Annotated in this window: 12 protein-coding genes and 3 pseudogenes; 12 read left to right on the top strand and 3 right to left on the bottom strand. The window is 37.3% G+C overall.

The genetic code is table 11. The features are described from left to right. Positions 1–222 precede the first annotated feature (222 nt). Both HT723_RS08425 and HT723_RS08420 read left to right on the top strand, forming a co-directional pair. Positions 223–1,062, top strand: coding sequence for an ABC transporter ATP-binding protein (locus HT723_RS08425; protein WP_000061739.1), 840 nt, complete (start codon positions 223–225; stop codon positions 1,060–1,062). Further along, on the top strand, positions 1,055–1,762 hold the full coding sequence (locus HT723_RS08420; protein ID WP_172935025.1) for an ABC transporter permease: 708 nt from the start codon (positions 1,055–1,057) through the stop codon (positions 1,760–1,762). The genes HT723_RS08425 and HT723_RS08420 overlap by 8 nt, the downstream gene beginning before the upstream one ends. A gap of 202 nt (positions 1,763–1,964) precedes the next feature. On the opposite strand, the pseudogene HT723_RS11955 reads toward HT723_RS08420, so the two are convergent. Then, positions 1,965–2,189 (bottom strand): annotated as a pseudogene (locus HT723_RS11955) (IS30 family transposase); the annotation flags it as partial. A gap of 318 nt (positions 2,190–2,507) precedes the next feature. Here HT723_RS11955 and pyrF point away from each other — a divergent pair. From pyrF to lysS, 3 genes are all read left to right on the top strand, one after another. Further along, a complete protein-coding gene (gene pyrF, locus HT723_RS08410) occupies positions 2,508–3,209 on the top strand; it encodes an orotidine-5'-phosphate decarboxylase (protein ID WP_172935024.1) in 702 nt (233 codons plus the stop codon). A 33-nt stretch (positions 3,210–3,242) separates the two neighbouring features. Next, a complete protein-coding gene (gene pyrE, locus HT723_RS08405; RefSeq protein WP_000170920.1) occupies positions 3,243–3,875 on the top strand; it encodes an orotate phosphoribosyltransferase in 633 nt (210 codons plus the stop codon). Between the two features lie 385 nt (positions 3,876–4,260). Continuing rightward, entirely contained in the window at positions 4,261–5,751 is a 1,491-nt protein-coding gene (gene lysS, locus HT723_RS08400) for a lysine--tRNA ligase (RefSeq protein ID WP_050207953.1), read from the top strand. 139 nt (positions 5,752–5,890) lie between these two features. Here lysS and HT723_RS08395 read toward each other — a convergent pair. Then, a pseudogene (locus tag HT723_RS08395) lies at positions 5,891–6,772 on the bottom strand (transposase); the annotation flags it as partial. Positions 6,773–6,837: 65 nt separating this feature from the next. On the opposite strand from HT723_RS08395, the gene HT723_RS08390 reads away from it, so the two are divergent. The 6 genes from HT723_RS08390 to kdpC all read left to right on the top strand — a co-directional run bounded on the left by HT723_RS08390 (position 6,838) and on the right by kdpC (position 15,141). Further along, positions 6,838–9,471 (top strand): sensor histidine kinase KdpD, encoded by a 2,634-nt coding sequence (locus HT723_RS08390; protein ID WP_000847726.1) that lies wholly within the window; start codon positions 6,838–6,840, stop codon positions 9,469–9,471. Further along, positions 9,461–10,186: a response regulator transcription factor gene (locus HT723_RS08385; RefSeq protein ID WP_000787304.1), complete on the top strand. Its 726-nt coding sequence runs from the start codon at positions 9,461–9,463 to the stop codon at positions 10,184–10,186. The genes HT723_RS08390 and HT723_RS08385 overlap by 11 nt, the downstream gene beginning before the upstream one ends. Positions 10,187–10,485: 299 nt before the next feature. Further along, the gene (gene kdpF / locus HT723_RS08380) at positions 10,486–10,563 is read left to right on the top strand and encodes a K(+)-transporting ATPase subunit F (RefSeq protein ID WP_007285010.1); all 78 of its coding nucleotides are present in this window, start codon (positions 10,486–10,488) and stop codon (positions 10,561–10,563) included. 12 nt (positions 10,564–10,575) lie between these two features. After that, the gene (locus tag HT723_RS08375; RefSeq protein ID WP_000939242.1) at positions 10,576–12,321 is read left to right on the top strand and encodes a potassium-transporting ATPase subunit KdpA; all 1,746 of its coding nucleotides are present in this window, start codon (positions 10,576–10,578) and stop codon (positions 12,319–12,321) included. 8 nt (positions 12,322–12,329) lie between these two features. Continuing rightward, positions 12,330–14,399 carry a potassium-transporting ATPase subunit KdpB gene (kdpB, locus tag HT723_RS08370; protein WP_050207957.1) on the top strand — a complete coding sequence of 690 codons (2,070 nt, stop codon included), beginning with the start codon at positions 12,330–12,332 and terminating at the stop codon, positions 14,397–14,399. Between the two features lie 124 nt (positions 14,400–14,523). Beyond that, positions 14,524–15,141 (top strand): potassium-transporting ATPase subunit KdpC, encoded by a 618-nt coding sequence (kdpC, locus tag HT723_RS08365; RefSeq protein WP_001225808.1) that lies wholly within the window; start codon positions 14,524–14,526, stop codon positions 15,139–15,141. 407 nt (positions 15,142–15,548) lie between these two features. Here the strand turns inward: kdpC and HT723_RS08360 are convergent. Continuing rightward, positions 15,549–15,841 (bottom strand): annotated as a pseudogene (locus HT723_RS08360) (ISNCY family transposase); the annotation flags it as partial. 418 nt (positions 15,842–16,259) lie between these two features. Between HT723_RS08360 and HT723_RS11655 the strand changes: the two are divergent. After that, positions 16,260–17,189 (top strand): YSIRK-type signal peptide-containing protein (locus tag HT723_RS11655; protein ID WP_240154961.1); only part of this gene is annotated, 930 nt, incomplete at its 3' end.

Raw genomic sequence — 17,189 nt, 5'->3', positions numbered from 1 at the left:
GAAAATGATTGAGTATTAGTATGTTTAAAAAAATAGGTATAATGAGTATTTGCATATATATAATTATTTTATACTGCTTGAGAATGTATCGTATTATCAATAATATTGAAACAATCTTGCTAACGGTTATATGCTTAATGTTATTGTTTTTTTTAAGACGTTTATTTGATAAAGATAAGTAAATAGATGTTAAGTAAAAATGTAGAATATAAAGGAGGTGCAATGAGTATGATTGAAGTTAGCCATTTATCAAAAAGTTTTGGTGATAAAATAGCTTTAAATGATATAAGCTTCACTGTTAAAGAAGGTCAGATTTTTGGATTTTTAGGACCATCTGGTTCTGGAAAGACCACAACGATTAATATTCTGACTGGGCAGTTCCTTGCCGATAAAGGACAATCTATTATTTTGGGACAAAAATCTCAAAATTTAACAAGCGGTGAATTAAAGAGAATTGGATTGGTTAGCGATACAAGTGGATTTTATGAGAAAATGTCTCTGTATAACAATCTTCTTTTTTATAGTAAATTTTATAATATTAGTAAATCACGTGTTGATAATTTGTTAAAGCGAGTAGGATTATATGATAGTCGCAAGATGGTAGCAGGAAAATTATCCACTGGAATGAGGCAACGAATGCTTTTAGCACGAGCTCTTATTAACAAACCCGCTGTACTCTTTCTGGATGAACCGACCTCAGGTCTAGATCCCACAACTTCTCGAACAATTCATGAGTTAATTTTAGAATTGAAAACAGCAGGGACAACGATTTTTCTAACGACTCATGATATGAATGAAGCAACTCTTTTATGTGATTATGTTGCCTTATTAAATAAAGGGAAATTAGTTGAGCAAGGAGCTCCTTCTGAACTCATTCAAAGATATAATAAAGATAAAAAGATTAAGGTTACAGATTATAATGGGAATCAGATAACTTTTGATTTTACATCACTAGAACAGGTATCTCAGGCTGATCTGGAAAATATTTTTTCAATTCATTCATGTGAGCCTACTTTAGAAGATATTTTTATCACATTAACAGGAGGAAAGCTAAATGCTTAAACGGTTTCTGGCTTTGGTATGGTTGCGTTGTCAAATTATTCTTTCCAATAAGAGTATTTTATTGCAAGTTTTAGTGCCTTTTGCTTTCACATATTTTTATAAATATCTTATGGAAACACAGGGGAAGGTCAACGATCAACAGGCATTAGTTCTTTTGATGATGTGTTTACCTCTTTCTTTGGCTGTTGGAAGTCCTATAACTATTATCTTGTCTGAAGAAAAAGAAAAGTACAATTTACAAACTCTTCTGTTGAGTGGTGTTAAAGGCTCCGAATACATTTTATCAACTATGTTTCTTCTTTTTTTGCTAACTTTTGTGATTATGGGAACTACTCCTCTTATTTTAGGAGTTACAATTGTACATACTTTTAATTATATTACAATCGTTCTTCTAACCTCTTTATCCATCATTTTATTCTATTTATTGATAGGTTTAACCGCGAAGAGCCAAGTAGTAGCTCAGATTATCAGTCTTCCTGCTATGATTTTAGTTGCTTTCTTACCGATGCTATCTGGTTTGGATAAGACAGTTGCGAAGATAACAGATTATAGTTTTATGGGACTGTTTACTAAGTTTTTCACAAAATGGGAGGAATTTTCATGGAATAAAACTCTAATTCCTAATCTAACACTACTTATTTGGATTGTTGTTCTATTAACTTTAATTACGCTAACTATTAGGAAAAAGAAAATTTCTTAATTGAGTTATTTTAATGATTATAAACACAAGTGGGAAGGAAAAAATGAACTGATCTTTTTGACAGCAATTCTACAGAATAGTCTTATTGCTATATTTTGATTTGAGTGTACGAAAAAAGAAAAATAACAATAGTGCTCATACTAATTGCAGAAGTTTTGGGTGATAAGATAACTGATAAATTGCAATAAAAAATGCAACATTTTTAAATCTCCTCTATAAGTGCTTCAAAAAGTGCTTCAAAACCTGTCTTGTAATCCAAGTATTTTTGGGGACGGTGATTAATAAGCTAGCAAAGCATCATTAAGGATTTTTTCGGTAATTGTTGCCAAATCGGTTTAAGAAAATACCCACGAAGAAGTCCATTCGCATTCTCATTACTTCCCCTTTGCCAAGATGAATAGGCATCCGCAAAATAAAACAGAATTCCCATTTGTTCAATTAAAGGGTAACAAGCAAACTCTTTTTCTCTGTCCGAAGTGAAAGTCTTTAACTATTCTTTTGGAAAGAGTCTTGTGAGGTGTTCAATAGCAGTCAACATGGATTTAGCTGTTTTTACTTGACAAGTGCTAGTAGAAATAATAGAATAATAGAAAACCTTTAAAGCAGTCCAGAGAGGCAGCTAAGGTTAGACGGTGAAAGGGTGGAGACTACCCATTTTTCGTGGAACCTTGCTGTTGGCAGGTTCCTTTTTTCGTGGCTTCTGTTGGCCAGACTCTCTCACTAGCAAAGGTAAAAGGAGAAACCTATGCGAGAACATCGTCCAGTCATTGCTCTTGATTTTCCTAGTTTTGAGGCGGTCAAGGAATTTTTAGCTCTTTTCCCAGAAGCGGAAAGTCTTTATCTCAAGGTAGGGATGGAGCTTTATTACGCAACGGAGCCTGGGATTGTGTCCTACCTGAAAGGCTTGGGTCATAGTGTCTTTTTAGATCTCAAGCTTCATGACATTCCTAATACAGTCAAGTCAGCCATGAAGGTCTTGTCTCAGCTTGGTGTCGATATGACTAATGTCCATGCGGCTGGTGGTGTAGAGATGATGAAGGCGGCGCGTGAAGGTCTTGGGAGTCAAGCCAAATTGATCGCTGTAACTCAGCTCACATCAACGTCAGAAGCTCAGATGCAGGAGTTTCAAAATATCCAAACCAGTCTGCAAGAGTCTGTGATTCACTATGCCAAGAAGACAGCTGAAGCTGGCTTGGATGGTGTTGTTTGCTCGGCTCAGGAAGTACAAGTCATCAAGCAGGCTACCAATCCAGATTTTATCTGTCTGACACCAGGGATTCGTCCAGCTGGTGTTGCAGTTGGAGATCAAAAACGAGTCATGACACCTGCTGATGCCTATCAAATCGGCAGTGACTATATCGTAGTGGGACGTCCCATTACCCAAGCTGAGGATCCTGTTGCAGCTTATCATGCCATCAAGGATGAATGGACACAGGACTGGAATTAAAGAACTAGATTAGAAAAATAAAAGGAGAATACCATGACACTTGCTAAAGATATCGCTAGCCACCTCTTGAAAATCCAAGCCGTTTACCTCAAACCAGAGGAGCCTTTCACTTGGGCCTCTGGTATCAAGTCGCCGATTTATACGGACAACCGTGTGACACTTGCCTATCCAGAGACTCGTACTCTCATTGAAAATGGTTTTGTGGAAGCTATCAAAGAAGCCTTTCCTGAGGTTGAGGTGATTGCAGGAACTGCAACAGCAGGGATTCCACACGGAGCTATTATTGCTGACAAGATGAACCTGCCATTTGCCTACATCCGTAGCAAACCAAAAGACCACGGAGCTGGTAATCAAATCGAAGGTCGCGTAGCTCAAGGTCAAAAAATGGTAGTGGTTGAAGACCTTATTTCAACGGGTGGTTCTGTTCTTGAAGCCGTAGTAGCAGCTAAACGCGAAGGAGCAGATGTACTTGGAGTTGTAGCGATTTTTAGTTACCAATTGCCAAAAGCAGATAAGAACTTTGCAGATGCTGGTGTGAAATTGGTGACGCTTTCTAACTACAGTGAACTCATCCACCTAGCCCAAGAAGAAGGCTATATCACGCCAGAAGGACTCGACCTTCTAAAACGCTTTAAGGAAGACCAAGAGAATTGGCAAGAGGTGTAAAAAATCAAAAGACTAAAAGGTTAAAAATTATACTATTCTGTCATATCAGGTGTATGAATGACAAGATTCAAGTTGTTAATGTTTTTTACGTCAATTGTTTCAGTTTTAGATTTGCTTGGCTTGCTCTTATATAAAAAGTAGCACACGTCATGAAAGTTACAAGGGTTAAAGTATAATCCATAAATATTGTCAGATCCCTTTTCTGATATTTTGGAATTTCTTGCTTATCCCAGTCTTTTCAGTGATTTGGCTCAGTAATCTTAGCGTCAAGTTCTTTTTAGTTTTGAAAGATTATCCGTGAATTTCTTGCTTATTTATGATAAAATGGGAGTATCGCAAAAAATGACTCATCGTATTCAATTTTGAGTAAATCTAGGAGGATCCCATGTCAACAGAACATATGGAAGAACTAAATGACCAGCAGATCGTTCGCCGTGAAAAAATGGCTGCGCTCCGTGAACAAGGAATCGATCCCTTTGGAAAACGCTTTGAACGCACTGCAAATTCACAAGAATTAAAAGATAAATTTGCTGACCTCGATAAAGAACAATTACATGATAAAAACGAAACAGCTACTATCGCAGGACGCTTGGTAACCAAACGTGGTAAAGGTAAAGTAGGTTTTGCCCACCTTCAAGACCGCGAAGGCCAAATCCAGATCTACGTTCGTAAGGATGCTGTCGGTGAAGAAAACTACGAAATCTTCAAAAAAGCAGACCTTGGTGACTTCCTTGGTGTCGAAGGCGAAGTGATGCGTACAGATATGGGAGAACTCTCTATCAAGGCTACTCACATCACACACTTGTCTAAGGCTCTTCGTCCTCTACCAGAGAAATTCCATGGTTTGACAGACGTTGAAACAATTTACCGTAAACGTTACCTTGACTTGATTTCTAACCGTGAAAGCTTTGAACGCTTTGTCACTCGTTCAAAAATCATCTCTGAAATCCGTCGTTACCTTGACCAAAAAGGTTTCCTTGAAGTGGAAACACCTGTTCTTCACAACGAAGCTGGTGGTGCCTCTGCCCGTCCATTTATCACCCACCACAATGCCCAAAACATTGACATGGTGCTTCGTATCGCGACTGAGCTTCACTTGAAACGCCTTATCGTGGGTGGTATGGAACGCGTCTATGAAATTGGCCGTATCTTCCGTAACGAAGGAATGGATGCTACTCACAACCCTGAGTTTACTTCTATCGAAGTCTACCAAGCTTATGCTGACTTCCAAGATATCATGGATTTGACGGAAGGCATTATCCAACATGCTGCTAAATCAGTTAAGGGCGACGGTCCAGTCAACTACCAAGGAACTGAAATAAAAATCAACGAACCATTTAAACGTGTTCACATGGTGGATGCTATCAAAGAAATTACTGGTGTCGATTTCTGGCAAGACATGACTTTGGAAGAAGCTAAAGCTATCGCTGCTGAGAAAAAAGTTCCTGTTGAGAAACACTATACTGAGGTTGGTCACATCATCAATGCCTTTTTTGAAGAGTTTGTTGAAGAAACTTTAATCCAACCAACCTTTGTCTATGGACATCCAGTAGCTGTATCTCCACTGGCTAAGAAAAATCCTGAAGACCAACGCTTTACTGACCGTTTCGAGCTCTTCATCATGACTAAGGAGTACGGTAATGCCTTTACTGAGCTCAACGACCCAATCGATCAGCTTAGCCGTTTTGAAGCCCAAGCTAAAGCTAAAGAACTTGGTGACGATGAAGCGACAGGTATCGACTACGACTACATCGAAGCCCTTGAATATGGTATGCCACCAACAGGTGGTTTGGGAATCGGTATCGACCGTCTCTGCATGCTCCTCACGGATACAACTACTATCCGTGATGTATTGCTCTTCCCAACAATGAAATAAGCTCTTATCCTCTGGTACTTGCCAGGGGATTTTTGGCTCTTTGTCAACTGTAGTGGGTTGAAGTCAGCTAATATCTAGAAAGGACACATTTCGTCCTTTCTTTTTTGGCTCTTTGTCAATTGTAGTGGGTTGAAGTCAGCTAAGCTCGAGAAAGGACACATTTCGTCCTTTCTTTTTTGATGTTCAGAGCGATAAAAATCCGTTTTTTGAAGTTTTCAAAGTTCCGGAAACCAAAGGCGTTGCGTTTGATGAGTTTGATGAGATTATTGGTTGCTTCTAATTTGGCGTTAGAATAGTGTAGTTGAAGGGCGTTGACAATCTTCTCTTTATCTTTGAGGAAGGTTTTAAAGAAAGTCTGAAAAAGAGGATGAACCTGCTTAAGATTGTCTTCAATAAGTCCGAAAAATCTGTCAGGCTCCTTATTCTGAAAGTGAAAAATCAAGAGCTGGTAGAAATCATAGTGGTGTTTCAAGTCTTCTGAATAGCTCAAAAGTCTATCTAGAATTTTTTTTATTGGTCAAGTGCATACGAAAAGTAGGGCGATAAAATCGTTTATCGCTGAGTTTACGACTATCTTGCTGGATGAGCTTCCAGTAGAGCTTGATAGCCTTGTATTCATGAGACTTTCGATCCAATTGATTCATGATTTGGACACGGACACGACTCATAGCACGGCTTAGATGTTGCACAATGTGAAAACGATCAAGAACAATTTTTGCATTAGGGAGTGAAACAGTCTGGGAGACTGTTTCAGCCTGAGCCTAGAAATTCGAAAGCGAAGCTGTTTAGCCAAGTCATAGTAAGGACTAAACATATCCATAGTAATAATTTTGACGCGACATCGGACGGCTCTATCATACTTAAGAAAGTGATTACGAATGACAGCTTGTGTTCTACCCTCAAGAACAGTGATGATATTGAGCTTGTTAAAATCTTGCGCAATGAAACTCATCTTTCCCTTGGTGAACTCATACTCGTCCCATGATATAATCTCAGGAAGGCTATTGTAAAAAAAATAAAATTAGGTTATAATGACTTCTGATAAATGATTTTACTACAAAAGGTTGGGTTAACTAAGGTGATGTTATGAAAACAGGGGCGTTAAGAATTTATTTTGGTTATGCTGCAGGAGTTGGAAAAACCTATGCTATGCTTAGAGAAGCGCAGCGAGCTCAAAAAGCTGGAGTAGATGTGGTAGTAGGTTACATTGAACCTCATAATCGACCTGAGACTATGGCTTTACTGATTGGTCTTGAGCAATTATCTCCTAAAACAATAAAATATAAAGGTATCACCTTAAATGAGTTTGATATTGATACTGCTTTAAGGCGTCAACCACGCATTATTTTAGTGGATGAATTGGCTCATACTAACTGTTTTGAGTCACGTAATAAAAAGAGGTACCAAGATATTAAGGAACTGCTTTATGCAGGGATTGATGTCTATACTACTGTAAATGTCCAACATATTGAAAGTTTAAACGATGTGATTGAAGCTATTACAGGGATTCAAGTTAATGAGATAATTCCAGATGCTATTTTTGATCAGGCTGATCAGATTGAACTTGTAGATATTGACCCATCAGATTTACTTGAACGATTGGATAAAGGAAAAATTTATTCTAAATCGCAAGCTAAATTGGCCAAGCGTCACTTTTTTACTGAAGAAAAGTTAATATCTTTGAGAGAAATCGCTTTGCGCAAAGCAGCTGATCAGATTAATGGAAGTGCTTTTCGAGGAAAAAAAGTTAAAGATAGTATTGTGACCAAGGAACATGTCTTGGTCTGTGTGTCACCCTCTCCCTCCTCTTCACATGTCATTCGCGCTGCTTCAAGATTAGCAAGTGCTCTTAATGCAGACTTTACAGCCCTGTATATTGGTAGTTTAGATAGGGAACTGACTAATCAGGAGTTACATCAGAACTTGGAATTGGCAGAGCGGTTGGGAGCTAAGGTGACAGTTATGGATTATAATAATGTGACCAAGCAGATTGCTGATTACGCAAAATTGAGCCGTGTTTCTAAGTTAGTAGTCGGAAAAAGTGGCTCCAGAACTATTTGGCCTAAAGAAAATATTGTGGAAGTTCTTAGTAAGAATGTTCCTGATTTGGATATGTTTGTAGTCCATAATACTAGAGGAAAAAAAGAGACTTCGGTTGGTAAGCTCTCGTTGCCTTCTTGGTTTTCTAAATGGCAATTTTCTTTCAGTGATTTGGTTAAAACACTGGTGGTATTGTTGCTAGTAACCTTAACAGGTCTTTTATTTCGTTTCTGGAATCTCAGTACCAACAACATTATAATAATATATATATTAAGTGTTCAAATAAATGCTGTTTGGACAAAAGGAAAACTTTATAGTGTGATTTCTTCTATTTTATCAGTTCTTTGTTTTAATTACTTTTTTGTGGCCCCCTACTACACTTTTACTTCTTTTAATCCTACTTATCCTATGACTTTTGCTATTATGTTAATTACTGGTCTGATTACTTCTAGTCTCATAAAAAGGATTCAAGAGCAGGCAAGATTATCTACTGAAAAATCTTATCTAACAGAGTTGTTACTACAAACAAATAGAGGATTATCTCAGGCAGACTCTATTCCTTCTATTTTAGAAGAACTAGCTATTCAAGTCAAAAAATTATTGAATAGTGATGTGGTGATTTATCCTGTAACAGGTGGTACTTTGGAGACGCCGAAATATTTCCCTACCAGTCATTCTTTGAGGACCTTAGCTGATTACTATCAGTACAATGAGCGAGGAGTGGTTGAGTGGGTTTTATATAATAATAAACAAGCTGGAGCAACAACAAACACCTTGTCTGCTGCTAAATTTCTGTATTTATCTGTCAGAGGTAAAGATTCTGTTTTTGCTATTATTGGTATTTTAATAGAGGATAAAACAATGATTGACCTGTTTGAAAAATCTGTTATTCTAACTGTTTTAGGAGAGGCATCCTTGGCATTAGAAAAAGAAGCATTACGCGAAGAACAACAAAAAATGGAACTTAAAATACAAAAAGAACAGTTAAGGGTTGATTTGTTAAGGGGAATCTCACATGATTTGAGAACTCCACTTACAAGCATATCAGGTCAGTCTAAATTAATGATGGAGACGGGGGGAATTATGGAGAAACAGCGTATGATAGAATTAGCTGCCTATATTTACGATGACTCTATGTGGTTGATTAATCTGATTGAAAATTTATTGTCAATTACTAAATTGGATAATGATACTACTCTTTCATTAAGAATAAATGTTTTCGATGAGTTGATTGAAGAAGCTTTGAAACATGTGGATCAACATATTAAGAATCATGACTTTGTTTTAATTTTATCAGATGATTTATTAATAGCTAAAATGGATGCTCCCTTGATTGTGCAAGTACTGGTTAATATCATTAACAATGCAGTTAAATATACGCATGAAGGATCTTTAATTACATTGACGAGTAATAGAAAGGATCAGAACCTGGTGGTTGAGGTTTCTGACGATGGTCCTGGTATTAACGATCAAGCAAAAGAAAAGATTTTTGACCTTTTTTATACATCAGAAAATTTGGCATCCGATGGTAAAAGAGGCCTAGGTATAGGACTATCTTTATGTAAGAGTATTATTACAGCACATGGGGGGACTATTTACGTCCATGACAATACTCCTAAAGGAGTTATCTTTGGATTTACACTACCACTAGCGGAGGTGAATGTATTACATGAAAAATGAAAATGTTAAGATTTTAATTTGTGAAGATGACTCTTCCGTTAACAGACTTTTATCCTTAGCAATGGAAGTTGAAGGTTATCATTATGTATCAGTTCGGACTGGAGAGGAAGCTTTGCGTCAGATCATTTCGCAATTTCCAGATTTATTATTATTGGATTTGGGTTTGCCAGATATGGATGGTAAAGACATTATTGACAAGATTCGTAGCTTTTCACAGCTACCTGTTATTGTTGTTAGTGCACGTGGAGAAGAAAGTGACAAGATTGATGCACTTGATGCTGGGGCAGATGATTATTTGACGAAACCCTTTAGCATTGATGAGCTTTTCGCTCGGTTAAGAGTTAGTCTTAGGAGGTCAAAGCAGATTAATCAACAAAGTGACGGTAATTCTGAAAAATCATCTTTTACTAATGGCTGGCTACATGTTGATTTTTTATCTAATCGTGTATTTGTTAATAACCAAGAAATTCACTTAACCCCGATTGAGTATAAGTTGCTTTGTCTTCTATCAGAGAATGTTGATAGAGTGTTGACTTATCGTTTTATTGTCAAGGAAATTTGGGGATATTATGAGGAAGATTTTTCTGCTTTGAGAGTTTTTGTTAATACATTGCGAAAAAAAATCGAATTAGGATTGGGTTACTCTAAAATGGTTCAAACTCATATTGGTATCGGTTATCGTATGATTAAGATTGAAAATTATGATGACAAATAATCCAAAAAGAATTTTATTCACCTGATTTGTAATTTCTTGGCAGCTATTTGAAACAAGTCTTAGGATAGGTTGTCTTAGGTTATTTTAGGAGACAATCTTTATATAATCTTTATTTTATATCCGTAATCTTTATATCATTTTTATACTTTTCGTGGTAGAATGATTATATTCTTGAAGGAGGATACAATGCTAGTAGATTTCATAATGTTTCTAGTTTTATTTTTTATTTTTTTGTTAATGATTGGTTTTATTGTTTGGTGTGATAAGCACCTTAAAGGTGATTAGAGGGAGAGTGTACTATGATAGTATTAGGAATAATTTTTGGTTTATTAATCTGTTATTTATTTTATGCTCTGTTACACCCGGAGAGATTTTAGGAGGAATGTGAGATGTTACAAATCATATTTGTCTTAGTACTGGCTTGTATTATTATATTACCAACTGGAAAGTATCTTTACCATATAGCTAGCCAGCAAAAAACTTTTGCAGATCCCATTATGGATCCTATTGATAGGTGGATTTATAAGTTGCTTGATGTGGACAAAAAAGGAATGACTTGGAAGGAGTATGCTGTAGCCCTTATTTTAACTAATGCTGTTATGGCTCTAGTGGCTTATGTAATCCTAAGAACACAGGCCTTTTTCTTTTTGAACCCCACCCGTGTTGGTTCATTAGAATCAAGCCTGAGTTTCAATACAGTCATATCTTTTATCACCAATTCTAATTTACAAAATTATGCTGGTGAGAGGGATTTGTCTTTTTTTAGTCAGATGGTTGTCATTACTTTTATGATGTTTACCTCAGCTGCTTCAGGCTATGCTGCTGCTATGGCTTTTATCAGAGGTGTATCAGGCAAGTATCAAGACATGGGGAATTTCTATGTTGACTTTGTTCGGGTGATTACTCGAGTGTTGCTTCCTTTTTCAATAATAGGCTCTTTGTTACTTATTTCACAGGGGGTTCCCCAAACACTATCAAAAGAGTTATATGCGACTACTTTGGAGGGCAATTTACAAGGTCTTATAATGGGACCGGTCGCTTCTCTTGAAATTATTAAACACTTGGGAACCAACGGTGGTGGTTTTTTTGCAGCAAATTCAGCAACTCCCTTTGAAAACCCTAATGTAATCACAAATATTATTGAAATGCTATCTATGATGTTGTTACCAGGTTCTATGGTAGTTGTTTTTGGTCATATGGTTTCATCTAGGAAAAAGGAAGATCATCCCTTTGAATCTGTACAGAAAGTTTCTTATAAGTCCACTAAATCTACGTTTATTAAACTAGGAGGACAGGCAAGACCGCTTCTGATTGTTATGCTATTCTTATTTTTTGTTGGTTTATCCATTATTGTTTGGTCAGAAAGTAGAGGAAATCCTGTCTTGCATCAATTGGGTTTGAATCAATCAATGGGAAGTATGGAAGGTAAAGAAGTTAGGTTCGGTATTCCAATGTCTGGTCTATTTACAGAAATAACAACGGCTTTTACAACGGGTTCCGTGAATAATATGCACGATACTTTGACTCCTCTAAGTGGTGGAGTAGCTATGATTAACATGATGCTCAATGTTATATTTGGCGGTAAAGGTGTAGGAATAATGAATATGATGCTGTACGTTCTTCTTACTGTTTTTATTTGTGGATTAATGATTGGGCGTGCACCTGTTTATTTAGGAAAAAAAATTGAAGGTAAAGAAATGACTTTAATTGCTTTAGCCATCATGGTTCACCCTATGATTATTCTAGGTTTTTCAGCAGTAGCTGTCTCATTGCCAGCAGGATTTAACAGTGTTACCAATCCAGGATTTCATTCTTTATCACAAGTGATTTATCAATTTACCTCAGCTTCTGCTAACAACGGATCGGGATTTGAAGGACTAAAAGACAATACTTTATTCTGGAATATATCTACAGGATTAGCTATGTTTTTTGGACGCTATGTGACTTTGATTCTTCAGCTATCGATTGCTGGTTCGTTAATGACTAAGCAACATGTGAATGATTCCCTAGGTTCTTTAAAAACAGATACGGGGACTTTTGCCATTATTTTAGGTGTGATAGTGTTGATTATATCAGCCTTAACTTTCTTACCAGTCCTTGTACTAGGACCTTTAGCTGAATTTCTAACTCAATGAGGTTTATTATGATTTCAAAGAAAACTTACTTTCTGACACAAAAGATACTACTCAGTTCCCTTAAAGGAGCGGTCGTAAAACTTCGTCCTAGTTACATGATTAAAAATCCAGTAATGTTTGTAGTTGAAGTTGGTTTTGTTCTGACCTTCTTTTTAACAATTATCCCCGTTGATGCTCAACAAGATAGCCAAAGTAGTCAATTGTATAATGGCATAGTAGCAGTGATCTTATTTTTAACTTTATTATTTTCTAATTTTGCTGAATCCATTGCGGAAGGAAGAGGAAAAGCACAGGCTGAAAGTTTAAAAAAGACGCAAGAAAATATGACAGCTAGACGACTCTATTTTGACAATGATGGTCAGACCCTTCTTGAAGAAACTATTGAGGCCACAGCCTTGCAAAAAGGAGATATCGTTCTGGTTAAGGTAGGAGAATTAATTCCTGGTGACGGTGAAGTTATTGAAGGAATTGCTTCTGTAGACGAATCAGCTATTACAGGAGAGTCAGCTCCGGTGATCAAAGAACCTGGTGGTGATTTTGCTTTTGTAACAGGAGGGACAACTCTTGCTAGTGACTGGCTTAAGTTGAAAATGACCTCACGTGCTGGAGAGTCTTTCTTGGACAAAATGATTTCCTTGGTAGAGGGTGCTTCTCGGCAAAAAACCCCTAATGAAATTGCCTTGAATACTTTGCTAGTCAGCTTAACAATTATATTCTTAATGGTAATTGGAAGTTTGTACCCGATTGCTAGCGCTTTGCACATAAAGATTACAGTTACTACTCTTGTGGCATTGACCGTATGTTTAATTCCAACAACAATTGGAGGTCTGCTGTCAGCAATTGGAATTGCAGGTATGGATCGCGTTACACGGTTTAATGTGATTGCTATGTCAGGAAAAGCAGTGGAGTCTAGTGGTGATGTGGATACTATGATTTTGGACAAAACAGGAACCATTACCTTTGGAAATCGTATGGCTGCTCATTTTGTTCCTGTAGATGGTGTTAGTCAAGAGTCTTTAATAAGAGCAGCTATGCTAAGTTCTCTACAGGATGATACACCGGAAGGAAAATCAATTGTTAAGCTTGCTAAAGAATATGGGGCAAGTATTCCTCCTATTTCTGAAGATATGACCTTTATTGATTTTACTGCTCAAACACGAATGAGTGGGATAGACTTTGTTGATGGGGGAATGATACGTAAGGGTGCCACAGATGCTATAAGTCGCTATATTAAAGGTAAAGGTGGTGTGATTCCGAAAGATTTGAAGTCTATCAGTGAAAGAATTGCTTCAGCTGGGGGAACTCCACTGGCAGTAGTGGAGGGGCAGAATATTTTGGGAGTGATTGCTCTCAAGGATACCATCAAACCAGGTTTAGTTGAGCGTTTTGCTCGCCTACGGGCAATGGGAATTAAAACTATTATGTGTACCGGTGATAATCCTCTTACCGCTGCGACCATAGCTCAAGAAGCAGGCGTTGATAGCTTTATCGCTGAATGCAAGCCAGAAGATAAAATTGAAGCTATTAAAAAAGAACAACGCTTAGGAAAAGTTGTTGCGATGACAGGAGATGGGACTAATGATGCCCCAGCACTAGCTCAGGCAGATGTCGGTATTGCTATGAATTCTGGAACAAGTGCTGCTAAAGAAGCTGCTAATATGGTGGATTTAGATAGCGATCCAACCAAGATTCTGGATATCGTTGAAATTGGAAAGCAATTATTAATGACGCGAGGAGCTTTAACCACTTTTTCAATTGCTAATGATATTGCCAAATACTTTGCCATTATTCCAGCTATTTTTATGCGCAGTATCCCCCAAATGCAATCGTTAAATATCATGTCATTATCAACGTCTTCCAGCGCAATTTTATCGGCTCTGATTTTCAATGCCATTATTATTCCTCTTCTAATTCCGATCGCGATGAAAGGAGTTTCTTATAAGCCTCAAAGGTCAGAAAAAGTTTTGGCTCATAACATGCTGATTTATGGTTTGGGTGGAGTCTTCATCCCGTTTATTGGAATTAAAATCATTGATATGAGTATTACTCCATTATTGTATCTATTGGGTTTATCCTGATAAGATTAGTTTAATATAATATAATATTTAGAGGAATAAAATTGAAACTTATCTACATTGCTTTACGTTTAAAAGAATCAGTGTCTTTTCCTTGGGTTGAGCATGAAAGGAATGAATAACAATCATGAGAAAAATATTTATACATATCAGACGTTCTGTCCGACTAAGTCTTTTATTTGGGGCGGTTTGTGGATTATTTTACCCTTTGCTGATTACCGGATTAGGGCAGTTTATTTTTCCTGTTCAAGCCAATGGTAGTCAAATTAAGCAGGATGGGAAGCTTATTGGATCGGCTTTAATTGGGCAAGAATTTTCGTCAGCTGCTTTTCTGCATGGTAGACCATCTGCTATTCAGTATAATACCTACCTTAGCGAAGGAGACCCAAGTGGACAAAGGCGGGATATTACTTCTGGTTCCCAAAATCTGGCTCCTAGTAATCCTGAACTAAAAGTACGTGTTCAAAAGGAACTGTCTCTTCTCATAGAAGAAAACCCAACTATTTCAATCAGAGATATCCCTGCTGATTTGGTAACAACATCGGCTTCGGGATTGGATCCAGAAATCAGTCCAGAAAGTGCTAAACTACAACTCCCCCGTATTTCTAAGACAACAGGTATTAGCTTGCCTAGACTGGAAGAAATCATTGACAAGCATACAGTAACAAAAATTTTTGGATTTCTAGGTGAAGATAGGGTGTCTGTGTTAAAAGTTAACATCGATATTATGAAGGAACTGAACTAACACCGCTGTAAAAGTTATACGGGTATTATTGCAAGTAATTAGTAGTGAGAGGTACGCCTATTATAAAAAAAGGGATAAAAAAGAACTCTTACTTCCTAGACTATATAATCTGATGAGTATCTTACAGATAGAGAAAGGAAGTTGGCATTTATTTATGAACTACTTTTAGCTGGTTTGAGATTTGTGACAAACTCATTTCACTGAAGAATTGTCAATCGAAAGTGATGATGTCCCAAAAAAATGGTGAGATTGAGGGCAATTATTTTGATTTTATTTGATACGAGGAACCCTTGAAGCTGTTTTGTCAAATGAAATGCTTGTCTTAGACTCCTTGCTTTCTCTCTCCTAAATGTAAGGGATAGAGTGATTTCCTTTAAGGAACAGCTTCCCATTTAGCGAGAAATAGATTATACTTGTAGCTGAGGAGAATCAAGCTCCTCACTAGTAAACTCTTCATAATCCTTTTTATTTTTCTGAAGATATTGTTTGAAAGATGTGAGTTTCCACGGATGGGTTTGTGGAGGGATATACTTGCGTCTTTCTTTTTTTGTTCTGGTTCTGGTTCAAAGTTTTTCGAATAGAGTTCATGAACTAGTAGCTCCTTTGTGTGATAGATCTTGTCAGCGATATTGAGGTAGATGTCACCGTCAACTTCTTTTATAACGAATGCTTTCGTCTTTCTGCTGAAATAGACTTCTTTTCCTTTCTGTTGATAGGCTAGTAGCAGACGATTGCTTTGTCTTTTAGAAAGGTTCAGTTCGACACAGGCTCGATTCTTTGTTTTCTTTCCTTGGTCTATAGCTTTTATCACAAGATATTTTTTCGCTTCATTCATATTCAGTTGGATCCTTTTCATACGACTATTTTATCAAATGGGACATTTTCACGTTCGATTTACTAAAGACATTATTACATTCGAATTACAAAACCTAAAAAATCAAATGTTTTTCCTTGCAAAATTCGGGGGGGGGGGGGGGGTATAATTGCTGCTAGACTGTATATTCTTCATAGGAGATACAGTGGGGTAAATAGTCGTAAGTTGCTATTTATATATTATTGTCAATCGAAGAGGAAAATGACATGTTCTCTTCAATCATATCTTTAAAGGAGAAAGAGTTATGGATTTTAGAAAGTGTAACAGAGAAAAGGTCTTCCGTTACTCCATTCGTAAGTACCACTTTGGTGCCGCCAGTGTCGCGGTTGCCGCATTGATGTTTTTAGGAGCACGAGCTAGTGTTGTTCAGGCGGATACTACAGTAAATGCTACAGAGGTGTCTCTTGAGAGTTCTGAGCCTAAATCGGATCCAGCTGCGGAGGGAGCTAGTGAAGCTTCGAATGGAAGTGAGCGAAGTGCTGATGAAACAAGTAATTCTGTTCAGCGTACTCCTGTTGGCAGTGATAGGGACGCTTCTCCATCAAGCAATAATGGGGAAAGTTCTGAAGGGTCAGATAGAAGCAACAGTAGTGCCGTTAGCGAAAGGGATAGAGGTGCTGAAGAGACAAGTAACTCTGCTCAGCGTGCTCCCGTTAGAAGAGCTAGGAGTGTCGGGGAAGACCGGGCATCAAGGTTGAATGGGGACTATTCATATAATGTTGATCAGGTTCCTGTACCAGATGAAATCTTTAACACTCCGATAAAGCTTTATGATTACTGGGGTCAGGGTATGTACAACTGGCTGACTCAAAATAGTAAACCAGGAATATTCGAACTCTATTATGATGATATTACAGAATCTAATAAAGTAAGACGTAAAGTTCCTAAATCTGGCAGAAAAATTGATCAATTATATAAAGACGAAGCTATAGATAATTTGCAGACATTTGATGTTTTTCGACATCATCCGACAGCAACCCATCTAACTTTACAATTTGATGTGAAAACCGGCAATGTTAATATGAAGGTGATTGATTCGAATAATCAAGTACTGAGAACTATTCTAGTTCCTAAAACAGACATATTTATGAAGCAAAGCGAATGGGAGGTTAAGAAAAAAGAAAGGGAAAGGCAAGAAGCAGAAACAGGTCCAGCTAAGACAGCAGCCAAAGCA

The sequence above is a fragment of the Streptococcus sp. 2106 genome (genome assembly GCF_013277315.1).
Classification (GTDB): Bacteria; Bacillota; Bacilli; order Lactobacillales; family Streptococcaceae; genus Streptococcus; species Streptococcus pseudopneumoniae.
This window is presented reverse-complemented; position numbering and strand designations above follow the sequence as displayed.